General features: G+C 69.7%; 18 protein-coding genes. 10 read left to right on the top strand and 8 right to left on the bottom strand.

All coding sequences use genetic code 11. The features are described from left to right. The 4 genes from IEY79_RS36430 to IEY79_RS36415 all read right to left on the bottom strand — a co-directional run. Positions 1–368: ATP-binding cassette domain-containing protein (locus IEY79_RS36430; protein ID WP_189111953.1), on the bottom strand; the 368-nt coding region annotated here is incomplete at its 3' end. Between the two features lie 98 nt (positions 369–466). Next, on the bottom strand, positions 467–1,276 hold the full coding sequence (locus IEY79_RS36425) for an SAM-dependent methyltransferase (RefSeq protein WP_189111952.1): 810 nt from the start codon (positions 1,274–1,276) through the stop codon (positions 467–469). Positions 1,277–1,494: 218 nt separating this feature from the next. Next, positions 1,495–3,147, bottom strand: a complete 1,653-nt coding sequence (locus IEY79_RS36420; protein ID WP_189111951.1) for a SpoIIE family protein phosphatase — start codon at positions 3,145–3,147, stop codon at positions 1,495–1,497. Between the two features lie 250 nt (positions 3,148–3,397). Beyond that, complete coding sequence (locus IEY79_RS36415; protein ID WP_189111950.1) at positions 3,398–3,997, bottom strand: hypothetical protein; 600 nt, start codon at positions 3,995–3,997, stop codon at positions 3,398–3,400. 318 nt (positions 3,998–4,315) lie between these two features. Between IEY79_RS36415 and IEY79_RS36410 the strand changes: the two genes are divergently transcribed. The 4 genes from IEY79_RS36410 (at position 4,316) to IEY79_RS36395 (ending at position 10,775) form a co-directional block, all read left to right on the top strand. After that, positions 4,316–5,155 (top strand): methyltransferase domain-containing protein, encoded by an 840-nt coding sequence (locus IEY79_RS36410; protein ID WP_189111949.1) that lies wholly within the window; start codon positions 4,316–4,318, stop codon positions 5,153–5,155. Between the two features lie 338 nt (positions 5,156–5,493). After that, the gene (locus IEY79_RS36405) at positions 5,494–8,688 is read left to right on the top strand and encodes a family 78 glycoside hydrolase catalytic domain (protein WP_189111948.1); all 3,195 of its coding nucleotides are present in this window, start codon (positions 5,494–5,496) and stop codon (positions 8,686–8,688) included. 249 nt (positions 8,689–8,937) lie between these two features. Beyond that, positions 8,938–10,356 carry a DEAD/DEAH box helicase gene (locus IEY79_RS36400; RefSeq protein ID WP_189111947.1) on the top strand — a complete coding sequence of 473 codons (1,419 nt, stop codon included), beginning with the start codon at positions 8,938–8,940 and terminating at the stop codon, positions 10,354–10,356. 80 nt (positions 10,357–10,436) lie between these two features. Further along, on the top strand, positions 10,437–10,775 hold the full coding sequence (locus IEY79_RS36395) for a thioredoxin family protein (RefSeq protein WP_189111946.1): 339 nt from the start codon (positions 10,437–10,439) through the stop codon (positions 10,773–10,775). A 280-nt stretch (positions 10,776–11,055) separates the two neighbouring features. On the opposite strand, the gene IEY79_RS36390 is transcribed toward IEY79_RS36395, so the two are convergent. Together IEY79_RS36390 and IEY79_RS36385 are read right to left on the bottom strand one after the other, a co-directional pair. Further along, positions 11,056–11,448: a hypothetical protein gene (locus tag IEY79_RS36390; protein WP_189111945.1), complete on the bottom strand. Its 393-nt coding sequence runs from the start codon at positions 11,446–11,448 to the stop codon at positions 11,056–11,058. Between the two features lie 112 nt (positions 11,449–11,560). Beyond that, entirely contained in the window at positions 11,561–12,496 is a 936-nt protein-coding gene (locus IEY79_RS36385; protein ID WP_189111944.1) for a helix-turn-helix domain-containing protein, read from the bottom strand. 126 nt (positions 12,497–12,622) lie between these two features. On the opposite strand from IEY79_RS36385, the gene IEY79_RS36380 reads away from it, so the two are divergent. Next, positions 12,623–13,666 carry a saccharopine dehydrogenase family protein gene (locus IEY79_RS36380; RefSeq protein WP_189111943.1) on the top strand — a complete coding sequence of 348 codons (1,044 nt, stop codon included), beginning with the start codon at positions 12,623–12,625 and terminating at the stop codon, positions 13,664–13,666. A 466-nt stretch (positions 13,667–14,132) separates the two neighbouring features. After that, complete coding sequence (locus IEY79_RS38580) at positions 14,133–14,417, top strand: DUF6420 family protein (protein WP_373292701.1); 285 nt, start codon at positions 14,133–14,135, stop codon at positions 14,415–14,417. On the opposite strand, the gene IEY79_RS36375 is transcribed toward IEY79_RS38580, so the two are convergent. Next, entirely contained in the window at positions 14,414–14,656 is a 243-nt protein-coding gene (locus IEY79_RS36375; RefSeq protein ID WP_189111942.1) for a hypothetical protein, read from the bottom strand. The genes IEY79_RS38580 and IEY79_RS36375 overlap by 4 nt on opposite strands. Positions 14,657–14,784: 128 nt before the next feature. On the opposite strand from IEY79_RS36375, the gene IEY79_RS36370 reads away from it, so the two are divergent. Further along, positions 14,785–15,615, top strand: a complete 831-nt coding sequence (locus IEY79_RS36370) for a hypothetical protein (protein WP_189111941.1) — start codon at positions 14,785–14,787, stop codon at positions 15,613–15,615. Between the two features lie 40 nt (positions 15,616–15,655). Here IEY79_RS36370 and IEY79_RS38575 read toward each other — a convergent pair whose 3' ends face one another. Then, positions 15,656–15,919 (bottom strand): transposase, encoded by a 264-nt coding sequence (locus IEY79_RS38575; RefSeq protein WP_373292700.1) that lies wholly within the window; start codon positions 15,917–15,919, stop codon positions 15,656–15,658. A gap of 702 nt (positions 15,920–16,621) precedes the next feature. Between IEY79_RS38575 and IEY79_RS36360 the strand changes: the two genes are divergently transcribed. From IEY79_RS36360 to IEY79_RS36350, 3 genes are all read left to right on the top strand, one after another. Next, entirely contained in the window at positions 16,622–17,233 is a 612-nt protein-coding gene (locus tag IEY79_RS36360) for an alpha/beta fold hydrolase (protein ID WP_189111939.1), read from the top strand. A gap of 50 nt (positions 17,234–17,283) precedes the next feature. Then, on the top strand, positions 17,284–19,290 hold the full coding sequence (locus tag IEY79_RS36355) for an ATP-binding protein (protein WP_189111938.1): 2,007 nt from the start codon (positions 17,284–17,286) through the stop codon (positions 19,288–19,290). Further along, a partial coding sequence (locus IEY79_RS36350) for a WD40 repeat domain-containing protein (RefSeq protein ID WP_189111937.1) occupies positions 19,287–20,550 on the top strand: 1,264 nt, incomplete at its 3' end. The genes IEY79_RS36355 and IEY79_RS36350, both read left to right, overlap by 4 nt.

The following is a 20,550-nucleotide window of genomic DNA, read 5'->3' as shown; positions in this document are numbered from 1 at the left end:
GCGGCGGAGCGGCGTCCCTCGGCGCGGGAGAGGTGGTGCAGGTCCGCCATGAGGAGCATGTTCTCCTCACCGGTGATCAGACCGTCGACGGCGGAGAACTGCCCGGTGACCCCGATCGCGGCACGCACCGCCTGCGGATCGGCGGCCAGGTCGTGCCCGCCGACACGCAGGTCGCCGGCGTCGGCGGTGATGAGCGTGGACAGGATCTTCACGGCGGTGGTCTTGCCGGCGCCGTTCGGACCGAGCAGGGCGAAGACCGTGCCCGTCGGCACTGTCAGGTCGATGCCTTCGAGGACCGTCTTGTCCCCGTAGGCCTTGCGCAGCCCCTTGGCCGCGATGGCGAGTGAGTGCGAAGTCGTTGTCGTCATGCCGCAGAGACTGCGGCACGGCGCCTTCAACGCTGTTTCACACTGCCCTCAGGGCTCTGAAACAGGGCCAGTCCCGGGTCGCCGCCTTCGTCCGCTGGTCAGGGCTTTCTGGCGACCGCCCCGTACATGGCGATGTCGCGGCCGTCGATGCCGGCCTGTTCAGGCCCGGGGTGCCAGGTGTGCACCTGGGTGACTCCCGGCTCCTGCAGTTCCAGTCCCTCGAAGAACGAGGTGGCGGTGGGGAGATCGCGCAGCGCCATGGGCATGTTCTGCTGCCGGTATTCCTCCGCCACCCGGTTGACTTCCTCGGGTGCGAAGTCGGCGGTGCCGATGGTCATCGCCAGATAGCTGCCGGACGGCAGCGGTTCCAGGAGCCGCTTGATCAGGCGCCGGTCGTCCGGAGGCAGGATGAAGTGCAGGATGCCGATCAGCATCAGGCCGACGGGCCGCTCCAGATCGATGAGGTCACGGAACTCGGGGCTGCCCAGAATGGTGTCGGGGTCGTGCATGTCGCCGTCCACATACGCGGTGGCCCCTTCGGCCGAGCTCTGCAGCAGGGCGCGGGCATGGGCGAGGACGACGGGGTCGTTGTCGACGTAGACCACATGTGATTCCGGCGCCACCTCCTGCACGACCTCGTGCAGGTTGGGGGAGGTCGGCAGACCGGTCCCCACGTCGAGGAACTGGCGGATGCCTCGCTCCTCGGCGAGGAAGCGCCCGGCGCGGTGCATGAATCGGCGGTTTTCCCTCATATGGACGGGCAGCGCGGGCCAGTGCCGGCACATGGCGTCACCCGCTTCGACATCAACGGGATAGTGATCCTTGCCGCCGAGAATGTAGTCGTACACCCGGGCGGAGTGGGCGCGCGAGGTGGCAAGTCCGCTCTGTCGGTCGTGCGGAGCATTCATGCGGCGCCTCTTTCGGTCGAGGACGGCTCACCAACGGTATGAACACGGTGCTCCGGTCGCAAGCGAAACAGCGGGAACAGCGGGAACAGCGCCATTAGCGGGAGCCGCGGGAGCCGCGGGACGAGGACGCGTCCGGCAATCCGGCCGGGCCGGCCGGACGCTCCGCGTGTCCCCGGAACCGTGGGGAAGACCCTCGGCAGGGCGGGGTCTCACTGCTCTCACCGCTCTCTCCGGGCTTGCAGGGCGATGACGGCGATGTCGTCCCAGCGGTTCTGGACGGGCGGCAGGAGCCCCCGGATCAGGGACATCTGGGAGACCCCCTTCCGGACCAGTGCGTCGGTGTGCTCACGCAGGTGCCGGAGACCGTCACCGATGTCCGTGCCCGGCACCTCCACGAGTCCGTCGGTGTAGAGCACCAAGGTGTCGCCTTCCCGGATGACCGCGTGGAGGTCGGTACGGGGAAGGGCCTCGTCGACGCACAGCGGTGGGTCCGCGGCCGTGAGGTCGTGCAGGTACCGCGATGGCGCGTCGGCCGGGATCAGCAGGGGTGGCGGGTGGCCGGCGTTGGACAGGGCGATGTGCCAGGCATCGTCCGCCTGCCGGTGCAGGACCGCGTGCACCGCCGTGACCATCGCCGGGCTGTCGAGCGCCTGCACGATGCGGTCGAGCCGGCTCAAGGTGGCCGACGGGCTGGCGGCCGGGCCGCTGTCGTAGGCGAGCCCCCTCAGCATGCTGTTGACACGCCCCATCGCGGTGGCCGCGTCCACGTCGTGACCCGCGATGTCGCCGATGGACAGCGCGAGTGAGTCGGCCGAGAGCCGGACGGCGTCGTACCAGTCCCCGCCGACCTCGGCGGCCGAGTCGGCCGGATGGTAGAGCGCCGTGATGACGAGACCCTCGACTGACGGCGGGTCGGCCAGGAAGGACTGCTGCAGTACGAGGGCCATGTCGCGGATGCTCTGCAGTTCCATCGTCCGGCGCAGGGGCTCGCTCATCTGCTGAAAGACGTCCTGCAGCAGGTACAGGTCGGCCTTGTCCGAGGGTGGGTTGCCCCGGCAGGTCGCTGTTGTCGCCAGCGCGACGGTCCGGCCGTCCACCACGACGGGCAGCAGGGCCACGCTCGTCGCGCCGGCCTCGCGCAGCCACCGGACGGAGACCTTGGAAAGGCTGCCTTCGGGCGGCTCTCCCGGCGGGAAGGTCAGCAGGCCCGCCTCCTGGCTCTCGATGGCCTCCTGTACGGCCGGCCCCAGCAGGAAATCCGCGTCCAACGGATGCATGGGAGGCAGCCCGGGGGCCAGCCCCACCCGCTCCGCCGACGCCGCGGCCGGTACGCCCTCGGTGTTCCGAAAAGCCGCTTCGGCGTCGCCCTGTACGTGGAAGACGGCGACGGCGTCGGCAAGTTCAGGCACGACGGCCGCCGCGGTGGTCAGAAAGGCCTCGGACAGGTTGTGCGCGGCCGGTACGGGTGCCATACGAGCCAGCAGCTTCTCCCGCATGCGGGTGCGCCAGTGGTCCTCGGCATCGGTGGCGGTACCGACCCACTCCGGTTCGCCGTTCCGGTCCATGACAGGTGCGGCGATGATCTTGATGTGGCGGAAGCGGTCGGGGGCTTCCTCAAGCCGTACTCGTACGATCGTGTCGAGGGGGGACCGCTGCTGGGTGGCCTTGCGCCACGCCCGCTGGAACCAGTCCCGGTCCTTCGGATGCACGGCATCCATCCATGAGCTCTCACCGTCGGGGTGCCACAGCCTCTCCGGCATCCCGCTGCCCATCAGCACCGTGACGACTCCGTCGGCCGACAACGCCCAGACCGACTGCGGTACGGCGCCCAGGAGCGCTTCGTACCGTCTGAGGAGGGATTCTTCATTCACCGCCCCCTCCACCGCCGCGGGGCCGACGACCGCACGGAGCCGCCATGATCGTCGGCTTTTTCGGCCGGACCCCGCCGGACAGGCCCCGTCACCGCCTCCTCACAGCTCCGTGAGCCCAGCTCCGCACCGAAAACCAGCGGATCATCGCCTCTCATGCCTCGATCATCCCTTGTTTACGGGACAACAGCACGCTCTGCCCCTTCGTGCCAGGCACGAACGTCCGCTGCCCCGGCGCCGCGGCCCGCTGCTGTCACAGCGTCGTCAGCGGGAGACCCGCAGGTCCGGCACACGCGGGAAACGCGTGTACGGCCGCGTCGACCAGGGAGGGGTTGAACAGTTCCCGGATGCACAGAAGCGGTCGGCCGTCACTGTCGAGGGTGTAGGTCTTGACCGCACACGGGGTGCCGTCCGGCCAGGTGGCCCGGCCGACGTGCACGATGCGCCTGCGCAGGACCACTTCCGCTTCGGCGAGCGCGAATCCGACCGGCTGCGAGGGGTCGGTGACGGCGCTGTCGACGCGCGGATCCACTCCCGAGCGGGCCGCGACCGTGTTCTCCGACACGGTCTGTCCCGTGACCGTCAGCAGGCGGGAGCGGCGCAGGAGGCAGTTGTCGCGGATGTCGGGGCGCAGGGCTTCGCCGATGCCGGGCGGGAGAACGGTCGGCCCGACGGTCCGTACGCCGTCTGCCCGCGCCCGCAGGGGGCCGTGCACGAGCGCCTGCAGAAGAGGGGTGGTCATGCCGTCACCGCTCAGCAGCATGCGTGTCGCCGCGGAGGAGAAGACCATCGCGGCAGGATTCAGGCCGCGCGGCGCCGACTCGGTTCCAGGCTGGAGAGTGAAGGAAGACACGAACATCCTCGGTCTGGTCGACAACCGTCGTCGGCGGTACAGAAGCGGACGGCAACGATCGCGCGCGCCGGCCAGGCGGGTCGGATCGTCACCGAACAGGGACTTGCCCCGGAAGTGCGCGGAGCGGTCGGAGTCGCCGTGAATGCCGACGGCTCCCGGTCCGCGCCCCTCGAAGTGCCCTGCGACAGAAGGGCCCGTGGACCCCTTTCCGCAGGCGCGTTTGCCAGAGCGTCCGGCGCCAGGATACTGCTGTCCGTGACGGAACAGTCACCATGTGTAGCGCGCGGCGATGGTCGTGCGAGGCGAATCGAGGACCACGTGAACAGAACACCGGCCGCCGTACGCGACGTGGATCCTCCGGCAGCCGCCGACTATCTGCTCGGGTCCTCCTCCGCCGAGCGTGAACGTCTTCTCGCCCAGTGCGCACTCCTGCGACCGGCCTCCGCCGCCTTACTGGACACGATTCCCCTGCTGCCGGGCGCGGACGCACTGGACCTGGGCTGCGGCCCCCTGGGCATCCTCGACCTTCTCGGCGAACGAGTCGGCCCCACCGGATCGGTCACCGGCCTCGACACCGACCACCGGATGACCGGCTGGGCCCGCGAGTCCGTCAGCCAACTCGGCCTGGGCAACGTGGAGATCCGCCACGAAGCCTTGCCGCCCGTCGCGGAGGCGCACGCCCGGTACGACCTGGCCCACTGCCGGCTGCTGCTGATCAACACGACCGGCCCCCGCGGGATTCTGGACTCCATGGCTGCCGTCGTCAGGCCCGGCGGATGGGTCGCGGTCCAGGAGTTCGACTGGGCGACGTGGCAGTGCGACCCGCCCCACCCCGCGTGGACCCGCCTCAAGGACCTGCTCGCCGGGGTCTTCGGAGGCGACGTCCACATCGGCGCCCGGCTGCCCGGTCTCCTGCGCGAAGCCGGCCTCACCGATGTCCAGGCCACCGCCCACACCTACTACTGGCGTCCGGGCGACCGCTACCAGACCCTGCTCCTCTCCTTCGCCCACCTCTTCCGCGACCGCCTCCTGCAGCACACCCCGCTCACCGTCGGGGAATTCGACTCCCTCACCAGCACACTCCACGACCACCTCGACCAACGCCACACCACCGTCCGCGAAAGCCTCCTCGTCCAGGCGCGGGCCCGCAAACCCTGACCCCACCGGCCTGGACGGGCGGTGGGGTCAGGGGGCGTAGATCGTCTGAGGTCCGGACAGCGACGGACTCCCTGGTGCGGGCCGAACGCCGGAAGGCTGCGGCCAAGTCCGACGACCAGGCAGCCGCCCTTCGGCATGCCGGCTCTCACCGCGGGTGTTGCGCCACGTGCCCTTGACAGCGACCGCAGTGTCGATTCGGAGCGAGAGCTCAGCCCCGTCGGCATAAATCGTTTCACTTCTACCTCGGTCGTTTCTTTCGTCCAATCTGTTGACCCGCTTTTTGGGCAGCCCTAGCCTCCCAGCACCCGAATGAAACCTTTCATCCACTGGGGCTGCCCATGTCCAGACACCCGACGCGCAGAACTGCCCTGCGGCTGGGGGCCGCCGCGTCCGCCTCTGTCGTGTTCACCGGACCCCGGGCGTCCGCCGCCGCGCAGGGCAGAGGCAAGGGCACGCCCCCCGCGCCCACCGGCCTGCTGACCGACCTGCTGCCGCGGGCTCTGGGTACCACCGCCGGACAACGGCCCCGGTTCAGCTGGCAGGTCCCCGACCTCGGCCCCCGTACCCGCCAGCGCGCCTACCAGCTGGAGGTCGCCACCACCCCGGCCGGGTTCAAGAACCACCGACTGGTCTGGAGCAGCGGCAGGGTGGCCACCGCCGCGTCCACCGCCGTGGCCTACGGCGGTCCGGCGCTGAAACCGCGTACCGCCTACTGGTGGCGGGTCCGCAACTGGGCGGACAAGGCGTCGTCGTGGTCGGAGCCCGTGCTGATGGCGACCGCGGTGGAGGACGAGTGGCAGGCCGAGCCCATCTGGGCCCCGAGCGGGCCCACCATGACGGACGGCGCCTTCGCCGCTCGCCTCAAAATCACCGCGGTGGCCGCCGGTCTGTGGTTCCGGGCCACCGACACCGCCAACAACTACATGTGGCAACTGCGCGCCGGCGTCACCGCCGGAGTGCTGCGCAAGCACGTGTGCGTGAACGGTACGTACAGCGTCCTCGGCGAGGTGACTCTGCCCTTCCCGGTCGCGACCGGTGAGTGGGTGGACCTCTCGGTCACCATGACCGGCTCCGCCTTCACCACCAGCGTCAACGGCACCGTCATCGACACCACCACCCACACCCGCTACACGGCGGGCAACATCGGCCTGCGCAACGGCCGCACCGAGTCGCAGGTGTACGACAGCGTCCGCTTCACCGCGGCCGACGGCACCGTGCTGCTCCAGGACGACTTCGCCTCCGACAACGGCACGTTCTCCGCGGGCACCGTCGCGAACGGTGTCCTCACCTTCCCCACCGACGCCTCCTCGCTCTCCTCCTACGGCGCCGACAACACCTGGGCGCTGCTGCGGCACGAGTACGACCTGGCGTCCGGCAAGAAGGTCGCCGCCGCCGTGCTGCACGTTGCCGCCACCTCCGCCAACCCGGCCAGGCAGTACGTGGCCAAGGTCTGGAGCAACGCCAGTCTGGTCGGCTACGCCTCCGTACGCTCCGGTTCCGGGGCCGCGTACCAGTCCTTCGACATCACCGACACCCTGCGCCCCGGCGAGGCCAACGCTCTGGCCGCGCTGTGTCACACCCCCTCGGAGCAGAAGTTCCTGGCCCAGCTGGAGATCACCTACACCGACGGCAGCCGGGCCACCATCGGCTCGGGCGGCGATTGGAGAGCCCGCGGCCAGGACGGTCTGCTCCCGGCCGGGGGCAGCGCGGGCAGCACCTTCTTCACCGTGCCCCAGGAGTACTGGGATCTGCGCAACGAGCCCGTCGGCTGGACCGAGCCCGGCTTCGACGACACGGACTGGCTCACCCCTGCCTCCCGCTCCGCCATCGACGGCCTGGTCCCGGCGCTCGTCGAGCCCGTACGGTCGCACGACGTCACCCCGGCCTCGGTGACCGAGGTGGCTGACGGCCGCTGGCTGGTGGACCTCGGCCGGGAGATCGTCGGCGGGCTGGCCCTGGAGGTCACCGGGAACGCGGGCGACACCGTGGAGGTGCGCCTCGGCGAGGAACTCAACGCCGATGACACCGTGAAACATCAGTTGCGGGCCACCAACCTCTACCGCGAGGTCTGGACTCTGCGCGACGGTCCCCAGCGCTTCGAGCACTGGGGCTACCGCGGCTTCCGCTGGGCCGAGCTGCGCACCTCCGTCGACCTGTCCCGGGCGACCGTCAGGGGCCGCGCCTGGAAGCTCGACTGGGACGACTCCGACTCCCGCTTCAGCAGCTCCGACCCCGATCTGGACCAGGTCTGGGACCTGTGCCGCTACTCCGTCGAGGCGACCCGCGGCGACCTCTACCAGGACACCCCGACCCGCGAGCGAGGCCCCTACGAGGGCGACGCGCTGATCAATCAGCTGTCCGAGTACGGCGTGCAGCGCTCGTACGCGCTCGCCCGGTGGTCCAACGACTTCCTGGTCCGTCAGGGCACCTGGCCCACCGAGTACCGGCTGATGTGCGCGATCTCCGCCTGGGAGGACTATCTCGCCACCGGCGACGACCGGCAGCTCGCCAAGGACTATGCCCTGCTCGCCGCCAAGAACCTCACTTCCTATCTGGGTTCCGACGGTCTGGTTCACAAGTCGCCCGGCAGCTCCAGCCAGGATCTGGGCGACTTGGTCGACTGGCCCGCCACCAGCCGGGACGGCTACGTCTTCACCAGTGTCAACACCGTCGTCAACGCCTTCCAGTACGCGGCCTTCGACGCTCTCGCCAAGTGCGCCGCCGCCCTCGGCAAGAGCGATGAGAAAGCGTTGATGCGGGAGCGGGCCGACACCCTCGCCGCCGCCATGCGCGACACCCTGCTCGACACCTCGGCGGGCCTGTTCCGCGATGGCGCGGGCACCACCCACAGTGCCCAGCACGCCACCGCCTTCCCGGTCGCGCTCGGTGTCGCCGCCGCCCTCGACGGCGAGGTGCTGACCAGGATGGGCGACACTCTCGCCGCAGGCGGTATGAAGATGAGCGTGTACGGGGCGCAGTTCCTGCTCGACGCGTTGTTCCGACTCGGCCGCGCCGACGCCGCGCTCGCGTTGCTCACCTCCAGGGCCACCAACTCATGGCTGCACATGATCGACGACCTGAAGGCCACCATTGTCACGGAGGCGTGGGACCCGTCGCTGAAGCCCAACATGACCTTCTCCCACGCCTGGGCGTCCGCCCCCGCCAACGCCGTGGCCCGGCACGTACTGGGCGTCCAGGTCACGGAACCGGGCGCGGCCGGGTTCCGCGTCCGGCCCAGGACAGGGAAGCTGACCCGGGTCGACGGAACGGTCCCGTCCCTGCGCGGCCCCGTCTCGGTCTCCCTCCGCCGTTCCGAGGGCACGCACTCCCTCAAGGTGACCGTGCCGCCCAACTCCCGGGCGGTGGTGGAACTGGAGATCGGCGACGCCGACCCGGCGGCGTACCGGCTGGCCATGTCGTCCGCGGACGCGCACGGAGGCATCAGGATGACGTCGTTCACCGACCTGACCGGCACCGTCCTGAGGGCGGGCCCGGTCGGCTCCGGCACCACGGTGATCTCGCTGCGTGCGTAAGCGATGCGCTCTGCCGCTCCGGCGCGGGACAGCCTCTCTTGCGCTGGCCGCCGCCCATGCCCGAGGGGTTGAGGGGCTTACCGGCCTTCAACGCGTGACGGTCCCCGGGGCGGGTGCCCGGCCGGGCCGCGGGACGGCTGGGGGGAGGCCCGCGCTGGTAAGGTCGGGTCACGCTTGCAGAGAGCCTGGGCCCGTGCCGGACAAGGCACGGGCCCAGGTCCGTTCAGGGCGCCGAGACGAGGAACCCCAATGAAGTCGAAGCAGTCGGCCTCCGGTCGCTCCGGACCCGGCAGGTCCGACCAGGGGAGGGCCCCACGGGGCGAGCTCTCGGTGCCGGGGACAGCGGCGCCCGGCCTCCCGCCGGCCGGCTCCTTCGCGGAGCTGGAACTGCCGGTCGAGCTGATGGGAGTGCTGGCGGGGCTCGGGATACGGGAGCCGTTCCCGATCCAGGCGGCCACCCTGCCGAGCGCGCTGGCCGGCCGCGATGTCCTCGGCCGCGCGCGGACCGGCTCGGGAAAGACCCTCGCCTTCGGGCTTGCGCTCCTCGCACGTACGGCGGGTCGGCGCGCCGAACCGAAGCGCCCTCTCGCGCTCGTCCTGGTGCCGACAAGGGAACTCGCGCAGCAGGTGAGCGAGGCGCTGGCTCCCTACGCGAAGTCGCTCGGGCTACGTTCGGTGACTGTGGTCGGCGGGCTGTCGATCGGCCGGCAGGTGGCGGCGCTCCGGGCGGGTGCCGAGGTCGTGGTGGCGACGCCGGGACGGCTGGCCGATCTCGTCGCCCGGCGGGACTGTCACCTGGACCGGGTGCGGATCACGGTGTTGGACGAGGCGGACCAGATGTGCGACATGGGTTTCCTGCCGCAGGTCTCGGAGGCCCTGGACCGGACGCCCCCCGGCGGGCAGCGGATGCTGTTCTCCGCGACGCTCGACCGCAACGTGGATCAACTGGTCAGGCAATATCTGAATGAGCCGGTGTTCGCCGCGGTCGATCGGGCGGAGGGCTCGGTCGCGACGATGGAGCACCATGTACTGAACGTCCATCCCGCCGACAAGTACGTGACAGCCACCGAGATCGCGGCTCGGGACGGGCGGGTGCTGATGTTCCTGGACACCAAGCACGGTGTGGACCAGTTCACCCGTCACTTGCGGAGCAGCGGGATAACGGCGGGTGCTCTGCACAGCGGGAAGTCGCAGCCGCAGCGCACGCACACGCTGGCCCAGTTCAAGGACGGGGCCATCACGGTGCTGGTGGCCACCAACGTCGCCGCCCGTGGCATCGACATTGAGCATTTGGACCTCGTGGTCAACGTGGATCCGCCCTCCGACCCCAAGGACTACCTCCACCGCGGCGGGCGCACCGCGCGTGCCGGGGAGTCCGGCAGCGTGGTCACGCTGGTCACGCCCGGCCAGCGCCGGGACGTGAACAGGATGATGTCGGATGCCGGGATCCGCCCCACGGTCGCTCAGGTTCGCTCCGGCGAGGAGAGGCTGACCAGCATCACAGGGGCGAAGCGCCCGCCGGTGCAGGACGGCGCGAAGGCCGGCAACGCGGCGTTCCGAGGTCTGGGCACCCGCGCGGGTCGCCCGCCGAAGGAATCCCGCAAGGCCGCGGAGGCGCGCACGATGGCGGAGGCCCGCAAGGCCGCCCGAGCACGCAGGGCCCACTGACGGGCAGTACGGCCGTCGGGGTCGGGAGACACAAGGAGGCGCCCACTGCCTCGCATCGAGTGGAGCGACAAGGAGTGCCGATGGCGAACAGGGTCCAACGACCTTATGAGGAAGCCGAGTTCGAGTTCATCCTGGCGAGGGCGGACGTGCCGGTGCTCGCGTACTTCCACGGGGTGTGGCCCAAGGCCGCGGCAGCGTGCAAGGAAATGGACGCCCTGGTGCGGGAGTTGGCCGACGTCTACCAGGGCCGACTGATCGTCGTACGGGCCGACATCGCGAGGTGCCCCGGCCCCGTACGGCGGTACGGCGTCACCGGCGCGCCCTCCTTCGTGCTGATCGATCGGGGTGAGGCGAAGGCGGCCGGGAGCGGTCCGGTGTCCAGGACAGCGCTCGGGGAGTTCCTGGACGCCCACCTGTGAGCAGGCCGCATACCCGTCGTGGCTGGAAGTCTGCTCATCGAACGAAGACGGGTTCAAGCTCAGTAGCGGAACGGGCCTGAGTGACCGCAACTTCCGGTGCTGATTGTGTCCTCTGACGTCGCCGGCGTGATCGCTCGCGACAGCAGGAACCCGCTCGGTGGGACCGCCGGCCATACGCGGCAGGGATGGCGACTGCACTGGCCGAGACCCACCCGAGAAGTCCAGACAACAAGGAAGCCCCGGGCGCTGGCTCGGACCATCCCTCGGACCCTGAGCCCTCTCAGTGCTGCCTGGGCGGAGCCTGCGGGGGCATCTGGGTCGGCCACGGGCTGGGCGCGGCAGCGGGCGTGTGGGGCGGCTGCCCCGGACCGACGGGGGCCGAGGGGAAGGAGACCGGGACGACGGATGCCGAATCCAGGAAGGGGTCCCGGCGACGGGCCCCCACCGCAACGGAGACGCCCGCGATCTCGAGAGCGAGCCCACTCATGCCGAGGAGGACCGGGGTCTGCATGCCGTCCTCGGTGTCGCAGGTCTGCACCGGCTCCGTCCCGATTTCTATGGCCCGGCACTGCCACCCGGTGGCGTCGTCCATGTCCCACAGGAGGGCATAGCCAAGTACGAGAAAGCCGGAAACCATCAGGACGATCTGCAAGGTGCGAGCTATCGGCGACATGGTGCGTCACCATAGCGGTCAGGTGCGCACTTTGCAGCCGAGCAGCCGAGCAGCCGTAGCCGTACACGGACAACGACCGCCTCTCGCCCGGGCCTCGGCCGAGCTCCTTCAGTCAGGGACGGAAGGTACGGCGGTAGGTGTCGGGCGGGACGCCGACGCTGCGGTGGAAGTGGCGGCGCAAGGTGGTGGCGGTGCCCATGCCGGTGGCCGCGGCGATGGTGTCCACGGTGGCGTCGGTGGTCTCCAGCAGTTCCTGGGCGTGGCGAATGCGCTGGGTGTGGAGCCATTGCAGCGGCGTGGTGCCGGTGAGGTGCTTGAAGTGGCGGCCGAGGTGGCGTGAGCTCATACGGGCCCGGCGGGCCAGGTCCTCCACGGTGAGCGGCTGGTCCAGCCGCTCCAGCGCCCAGGGGAAGAGCTCGCCCAGGGGGTGGTTGCCTGGGGCGGGGAGGGGGGTGGCGATGAACTGGGCCTGGCCGCCGTCGCGGTGGGGTGGGATGACCAGGCGTCGGGCGATCTTGTTGGCGTTGGCCGAGCCGTGGTCGAGGCGGACCAGGTGCAGGCACAGGTCCATGGCGGCGGCCTTGCCCGCGGAGGTGAGGACGTCGCCGTCGTCGACGTAGAGGACGTCCGGATCGACGGTGGCCGCCGGGTGGCGCCGGGCCAGTTCCCGCGTGTGGGCCCAGTGTGTGGTGGCGCGCCTGCCGTTGAGCAGTCCTGCCGCGCCCAGGACGAAGGCGCCCGTGCACAGTGAGGCCACGCGGGCACCGGCCGCGTGGGCCGCACGCACCGCCTCGACCAGCTCGGCGGGCGGGTCGCGGTCGGTGTCGGCCCAGCCAGGGACGATCACTGTGTCCGCGTGCGCGAGGTGGTCGAGTCCGTGGTCGGGTTCCAGGCGGAAGCGGCCGACGTGCACCGGACCGCTCCCGCAGAGGGAGAAGTCGTACCAGGGGTCCACGATGTGGGTCAGGTCGGATCCGAAGACCTCGACGGCCACGGACAGTTCGTAGTGGAGCATGCCGTCGGTGACGGCCAGTGCAACAGCGGGCATGTCTGAAACTGTACGCGGCATGTCGTTTCCGACACTCACGCGGGGTGCTGCCGGACGGACAGGATGTGGGTGTCAGGCCGCAGCGGATGGACCTCGCAGCGGGCGTTCGAGTCAGGGAGCAGTCTCATGGGGTCAGGTCAGCTGGTGACGGTGTTCGGCGCATACGGTCACACCGGACGGTTCGTGGTCGCGGAACTGGCCGCGCGTGGGTTCGTCCCGGTGCTGTCCGGGCGCAATGCGGGGGCCTTGGAGAAGTTGGCCCACGAGCACGGGATGGAGGCCCGGGTGGCGTCGGTCGACGACCCGGCCTCGCTGGACCGGGCCCTGGCGGGAACGGCGGCGGTCATCAACTGCGCCGGCCCTTTCGCATCGACCGTCGGCCCCGTGATCGAGGCAGCGCTCCGCGCGAAGATCCCCTACCTGGATGTGGCCGCCGAGCTTGAGGCCAACCTCGACACCTTCTCCCACTACCGCGAGCGGGCCCGGGACGCGGGAGCGGTGATCGTCCCGGCCATGGCCTTCTTCGGCGGCCTCGGCGACCTGCTGGCCACCGCGGCGATGGGCGACTGGACCGAGGCCGACGAGGCGCACATCGCCTATGGGCTCAGCAACTGGCACCCCACCGCCGGTACCCGGCTCTCGGGCGCGGTCTCCCGCGAGCGACGCGGCGAGCACCGCCTGCGCTACAGCGGCGGACAGTGGGAGCACCGCACCGACGCCGCGCCCACCCTGGAGTGGACCTTCCCCGAACCGATGGGAACCCGGCCGGTGATCGGGGAGTTCACGATGGCGGACGTCGTCACCGTCCCCCAGCACCTCTCCATCCCCGACGTGACCACCTACATGTCCGCCGAGGCGGCCCGAGACGTCGCCGCCCCCCACACGCCGGCCCCGACCGCCACCGACGAGAGCGGGCGCTCGAACCAGACCTTCCTCGTCGACGTCGTCGTCCGCTCCGGCGGAGCCGAACGCCGGGCCACGGCCAGCGGCCAGGACATCTACGCCGTCACCGCGCCCCTCGTCACCGAGGCCCTCGAACGCGTCCTGACCGGCCGCACCAAGACCGTCGGCGTCGCCTCCGCGGGCGAGATCTTCGACGCCCCCGACTTCCTGCACGCGCTCAGCCCGCACATCACACTCGACCTGCACCCGCAGAAGCAGAACGCCTGACCCGACCCATCCGCCCGGCCGTCGGCGTCCTCGTTCGATTCCCTCACCTTCAAGGGTGCTGCCCGAAGTCCTGAACTAAGCCGGCCCGCGCATCGCGCGGGAGGTCACCGAGACTGGCCTTCTGTCAGCAGAAAGGGCTGGCGGGAAGAAATGGTCTAGACAACAAAGGAGGCCCAAGTCGCTGACTTGGGCCTTCGTCGTGGAGCGGGTGACGAGAATCGAACTCGCGCTCTGAGCTTGGGAATCAACCAGCATATGACGGCCAAGGGGAGCTCTGACCAGCGGAAAGTCTGTGCGGATGTGCTGTCGCCGGTGGGCGTATGACGTCCGTAGTGACCTCTGTTTGCCCCTACGAATGGCACGTAGTGGCACGCGGCATCTGGAACGGTCCGAGGTGGAGCAGTCTGTTGCGAGGGGCAAGTCACCGAGGCTGGCCCTTTGGCATTGATTTGCTCCGGCAGCAGTTCTGGATGAGCGCAGTCAACTCGTAAGGCTTGCGAGCCCACCGTCCCACCGTCCTCGAGTCCACGCGAATCTGTATCTACGACCAGGGCAGTCATGCGGGACTGGCGAAAGCCACCGCAGTTTCGAGTTCCTGGCCGGTAGCGTGGAGATCACCGAGTTTGTACCGGCGCTGCTCGCGGTCGAGCTGGGCGACACCGGCCCGGTGGACAGGCTCTCCGTCGCTACCGCCGACCTGGTCGGCCTCCCCCGGCATAGGCCAGACGAAGAACAGCTCAGCGACAGTTAGGTCTGTGGGCCCCACGGGGTCAACCCCCGATTGCCGTCGGGCAGTTCCATGCCGTGTCGGGTGTCGTGCAGTTCCTCCAGGGGCGGGAGGACTTCGTCGCGGGCGTCGGCGGCCGCGACGCTGGCGGGCAGCTCGGTGCCGTCGGAGTCGAGGATGTGGCGCAGCGACTTCAGCCGGGCGGGGGGGCCAGCCTCCCCGAACTGCGCTGCTGATTTACCAGGACCCGTGAAGTCCAACATGCTCCGTCAGCGAATCGAGCACGGAGCCTTCGCGTGCTCGGAGCCGACAACCTTGCAGCGGAAAGACGGAGGTAATGCAGTCCTTCCGCCCGGCAGAATCGGGTGATCGACACACCCTTGGGGGAGCTATGCAGGAACTCCGCTTCGAAGACAACATTCGGTTCACCATCGCGGTCGGCGACAGCGACCAGACATCGCTGCGGCGTGCGCTCGGCGGCCATGAACTGTGCGTCCAGCTCGCCGTCGGGGTGTCACCGTTCGACGAGGCCGGGAAGCTCCTCGCTCTGGAGGCGGATCTGTTCGGCTCCGGTACCGTGCCGTCGCGCCGGGACCGGCTCGGGCGGACCACGGCGAACCTGGCGTACACCCCGAAAGTCACCGTTCACAGGAGGACCCTGTCGTTCCCGCTGACCTCGTTGCAGGTCCACGCCATCGAGGAAGCCCGGGCCGGCGATGTGCGGTTCGAGATCGACTTCAACGCGACCCTGCCGCAGGCGGTCGGGTACCCGGGGTGCGCGCAGGACACTGTGCACATCAGCATCGCCAAGAGCCGGTGGGAGGAGCAGATCGCCCAGCTGGGGCCGTCCGCAGCGTTCGAGATGGCCGTGCCCTACCCGCTCGGAGATCCCGAGCGAGCCGAGGTCGGCCGGACCCTGCGGGAGGCACAGCGGCTGCTGACCGTGGGAGAGGTCCGCGCGTCGATCCTGGAGATCAGGCGGGCGCTGGAGTGGATCCAGCTGAACGTGGACTGGCACAACCCCGGATCGAAGAAGCTCGGCAACCAGTGCAGCCAGACCGAACGGTGGTGGCGAATCCAGGACGCCCTGTACAGCCAGACGTGCGGCGCCCTGCACAACGACGCGGTGACCAAGAGCTTCGACTACGACCGAGTAGAGGCGGAGACGCTCCTGGCGCTGACCGCCGCACTGCTCCGGAACGTGTCCAGCACCAGCACATGACACGACGGCCCGGCGTCGAGCATTAGGACGACGAGGACCCTCACGAAGGCGTTGGCCCCGGCGTACTCACCGGGGCCAACGCCATTCGCGTGCCCCGCGTCGGGAGAAGAACCATCAGCGGCTCGGCGTTCCGACCGTCGGCCTCGCGGACCCGGCTTCGAAGGGCGCCGTGGATCCGCTCGACCGTCCCGTCGTCGTGCCACCAGGTGAAGTACCAATACACGGTGGGCCAAGGCGCGAAGTCCTTTGGCAACTGCCGCCAGGCACAACCAGTCCGCACGACGTAGAAGATCGCGTCCACGATCCGCGGACGTGGAGCCGATGCTCCCGCCGTCCACCCTTCGGCCCCACCCGCGCCGGCGGGAGCATCGGCTCCACCAAAGCCATTGTTCGTCCGTCAGGTCGGACGGATACTCACCCCGAGAATCACTCACGAAGGGCTCAACAACCGCCCCCGAACAGGGGCACGCGAGATCTCAAACGCGGTCTCTGACCTAGCTAGACGGCCCGATGATGAGGAAGATCAGGATGGACATCACTCGCGGCGTGACGAATCGGTGAGTTCTACAGTGGGCCCGCCGTGAGAGCTGCGGGGCTGATGGGGTGGTGCGGGGCGATCTGGTGGGGCCGGTGCCGGGCTCGCCGGAGGGGGTGATCGCGGTGCCGGAGCGGCGGGCGCAGCCGTTTCTCGGTGAGGGTGCGGGGTTTGTGTTGGGATGTGCAGAGGAACGTGAGAAGGGGGTGTGCGGTGGCGGTCGTGGTGGGTGTGCACGGAATCGGGCAGAGACAGTTGGGGCGTGCGCAGTTGGTGGGTGCTTGGGGTCCTTCGCTGCTGGACGGCCTGGAGGCCACCGCTGGGAGGCCCTTACCTGGTCTTCCGTTCGCCTTCGACCTTGCCTACTACGGGCGTTTGTTCCTGGACGCGAGCCGACCGAGTAGGGCCGCTACAAAGAGCGGTGGGGACGACGACGTGTCGGCCGGTCTTATGCCAGAGGACGCGGCGGAGTTGGCGCAGGCAGCCGGGGAGGCGGCGGGGGAAGAGGCGCTGGCGGCCGTGGAGCGGGAGACGGTGAAGGGATACACGCGGATCCCCTTTGCGCTGCGGGTGGCGTTTCGCGGGCTGGACTGGCGTTTCGGGCCGGGTGCCGCCCTGGTGTTCGCGGGTGCCTTCCGTGAGGTGCGGCGTTATCTGCGGGATCCGGGGCTGAAGGCGGCTGTCGACGCGATCGTGGATGCGGCGGTCGGTGGTGATACGCGGGTGCTGGTGGGGCATTCGCTGGGGTCGGTGGTGGCGTTGGAGTTCGTGCGGCGGAACCCCGGGTGCCGACTGGATCTGCTGGTGACGCTCGGATCGCCGCTGGGTGCCAGGTTCGTACGGGCGCTGATGCCCGACCCCGGTTATGGCAAAGAGGGCCTGCCGCTGGGCTTGGGGGCGTGGGTGAACGTACGTGATCCGCACGATCCGGTGGCGTTCGCCGGGGATCTGACGCGGTATTGGCCGCGGATCAGTGACGAGAAGGTCGACAACCAGGGCGACGCCCACGCGGTGAGCCGCTATCTGAGCAAGAGGCAGACCGGTGCCGCGCTGCTGGCGGTGCTGCCGCTGGCCGCCCGGTGACCGGGGCGACCGGGCCGGAGGAAGGGTTCGGGATTACGCGCCGCCACTTCGTGGCGATCGCAACCTCCCAGTACGACGACCCGCACTTCGGGCCGCTGCCGGTGGACGCCGAGGTCCAGGCGCTCACCGACTGGCTGTGCGCGCTGGGCCTGGGGGCGCGGGCTTTCACGCCTGCGTATCCGGAACTTGCTCACAACCCGAGCGAGCGCGCGATCACCGACGCGCTGAAGAACCCGGAGCCCTACGCGCGGTGGCGGGCGGGGGACGCCGCAGTAGTGTTCGTGACCGGTCACGGCGAGACCAGCGACAACGTGCACTGGACGGTCTTGAAAGCCAGCGAGTCGCTGCGGCTGCCAGCGACCGCGCTGCGCACGGCGGATTTGATCATGTGGCTGAAGACGACAGAGATCCGTCACCTGTTCCTGATGCTGGACCTGTGCTTCGCCGGGAAGACGATCACCGAGGTCGCCGCGTTCGAGAAGGACATCCCCGGCACCTGGCTGGTGCTGCCCAGCGCGACCCGGGACCGGGAGGCGATCACCGGAGCCCTGACCGCTGCGGTCACCGCGTTCCTCGCCGAACTGGGCTCACGGGAGGGCGAATCCTGGGCCGGGCAGAAGATCGAGTACCTCGACGTCCAGGCGTTCCTGGAGGGGGTGCGTGCCCACCTCGGCCCACACCAACGGCTGGAGCCGCTCCAGGGCAGCCAGACATACGGACCGCACCCGTGCCTGCCCAACCCGCACTACCGCGCCCAGGACGCCACCACCGTCCAAGCTCCGCGCAGCGACCTGGCCATTCCGCAGGCCGATGTGGAAGCGCACTGGGGACCCAAGTCCCGCGGATCCACAACGGACGGCCACACCAACTGGCTGTTTACCGGCCGCCGGCAGCTGATGCTAGACCTGATCGACGCTTCTACCGGTGATCCGGGGGCGACGATGGTCACCGGAAGCGCGGGCAGCGGGAAATCCGCCGTACTGTCCCGACTAGTGACCCTCAGCGACCCCGCCTTCCGCACGCGATACGCCGCACACCTCGGTGACATCCCGCCAGACCTGTGCCCGACCGAAGGCGCGGTGGACGTCGCGGTCTTGGCCACCGGCAAAAACCCCTCCGACGTGATCGCGCAGATCGCCACCGCCCTGCATGTGCCCCCGCCCGGCACAAACGGCGGGCAGCCGACGCTGGAGGAATGGGTGGCCGCCTGGCAGAACTGGCTCACCACCGGCACGGACAAGATCACTGTAGTCGTCGACGCCCTCGACGAAACGGCCCACGCGATGACCATCCTGAATGGCGAACTAGCCCGGCTGGATCCCGGACGCACCCGGCTCCGGCTGATCGTGGGCGTACGCTCACCCGGCGGTGACGACCCCGCCTCCCCGGACCTGCACCCTACGCGCGGCGTCCCGCTCGCCGACCAGGCAGAACACATCCTGACCGCCCGCCGCATCCGGGTCGACGAACAGCCCTGGTGGGCGCCCGGCGACCTGGCCGACTACGCCGCCGCCATGCTGACCACCACACCCGCCAGCCCCTACCAGCAGCGCGAGACGCCTGATATCGCCGGTGCGGTGGCGCGCGCCCTGGCAGCGCGCGCCGGCACCAGCTTTCTCGTCACCCGCATCGCCGCCGCAAACCTCGCCCACCGGTCCGAATCGGTCTCACCCACCGACGAATCCTGGCTCAAAGCCGTCGACGAAGGGGTTCAGGGCGTCCTGCGCCAGGACCTGGACACCTACTGCCACAACGACACAGAAAAACGCCTCCAAACGGTGCATCTGCTACGCGCACTCGCCTTCGCCCGAGGTCGCGGCATCCCCTGGCGCCGCATCTGGCCCGCGTTCGCCAACGCTGTCGCCGACGACCCCGACCGCACCTACGGAGACCGCGACATCGCCGACCTCCTGCACTCACCCTTCGGCGGCTACCTCACCACCGACATCACCGACGGCACCACCGTCTACCGCCTCTTCCACGACGCCCTCAACACCACTCTGCGCGACCAGTGGCGCGCCCTCCTCGAACCCGACCCCATCACCCCGGCACCATGAACAGATCGGATGAAAATACCTCCACCGAGGCTCGGATCACCGCCCACCTCCTGGCCCTGGCCGGAGTAGCCCTCACCCACGACCATCCCGACCTGCCCGCCTACATCCGCCGGCATCTGGCCGAACACGCCCGCGCCGCTGGGGCGCTGGACCGGCAGATCCTCAACCCCCGGCTGCTGCCCCATCTGGATGCCGCACGCCTGCGTACCCTCACCGGCTGGGACCCGGTCGATGCCACCACAGGCTTATGGGACGCCTTCCGACGTGCCACCCATCGGTGGGACTTTGACCGTCCCGCCCTCAACGCCACCCAGCTCGAACTCCAGGCCGCCTCCCTCGGAAACCTCCTGACCGAGCCCACCACACCCACCGGCTGGCACGTCCACTGGACCACCCCAGGTCTCCTCGGTGCCGAAATCCTCGGCACCCACACCAGCCCCGTCAGAGCAGGGACCACCGCGGTGATCCACGGCCGGACAGTCTCGGTCACGGGCGATGACGACGGCACGGTGCGGATCTGGGATCTGGCCAGCGGGCTGCCTGTCGGTGAACCCCTGACCGGCCACACCGGCACCGTGGAGGTGATGGCGGCCGTGGTGCTTGACGACAGGCCGGTCGTCGTCACCGGCGGCAGCGACGGCACGGTGTGGACATGGGATCTGGCCACCCGGCAGCCTGTCGGTGAACCCCTCACCGGCCACACCGGCACGGTGAGGGCGATGGCGGCCGTGGTGCTTGACGACAGGCCGGTCGTCGTCACCGGCGGCAGCGACGGCACGGTGCGGACATGGGATCTGGCCACCCGGCAGCCTGTCGGTGAACCCCTCACCGGCCACACCGGCACCGTGAGGGCGATGGCGGCCGTGGTGTTGGGCGGCCGGATGGTGGCGGTCACCGGTAGCGGCGACGGCACGGTGCGGATCTGGGATCTGGCCAGCGGGCTGCCGCTCGGTGAACCCCTCACCGGCCACACCGGCGCGGTAGGGACGGTGGCGGTCGTGGTGTTGGGCGGCCGGATGGTGGCGGTCACCGGTGGCATCGACGGCACGGTGCGGATCTGGGATCTGGCCACCCGGCAGCGGGTCGGTGAACCCCTCACCGGCCATACTGGCGCGGTGTTGGCGGTGGCGACCGTGGTGCTGGACGGCAGGACGGTCGTCGTCACTGGCGGCAGCGACGGCACGGTGCGGACATGGGATCTGGCCACCCGGCAGCCTGTCGGTGAACCCCTCACCGGCCACACCAGCCGGGTGAGGGCGG

Source organism: Streptomyces camponoticapitis (assembly GCF_014646115.1).
Classification (GTDB): Bacteria; Actinomycetota; Actinomycetes; order Streptomycetales; family Streptomycetaceae; genus Streptomyces; species Streptomyces camponoticapitis.
The sequence above is the reverse complement of the archived record's forward strand: the minus strand, read 5'-3'. Positions and strand labels throughout refer to the sequence as shown.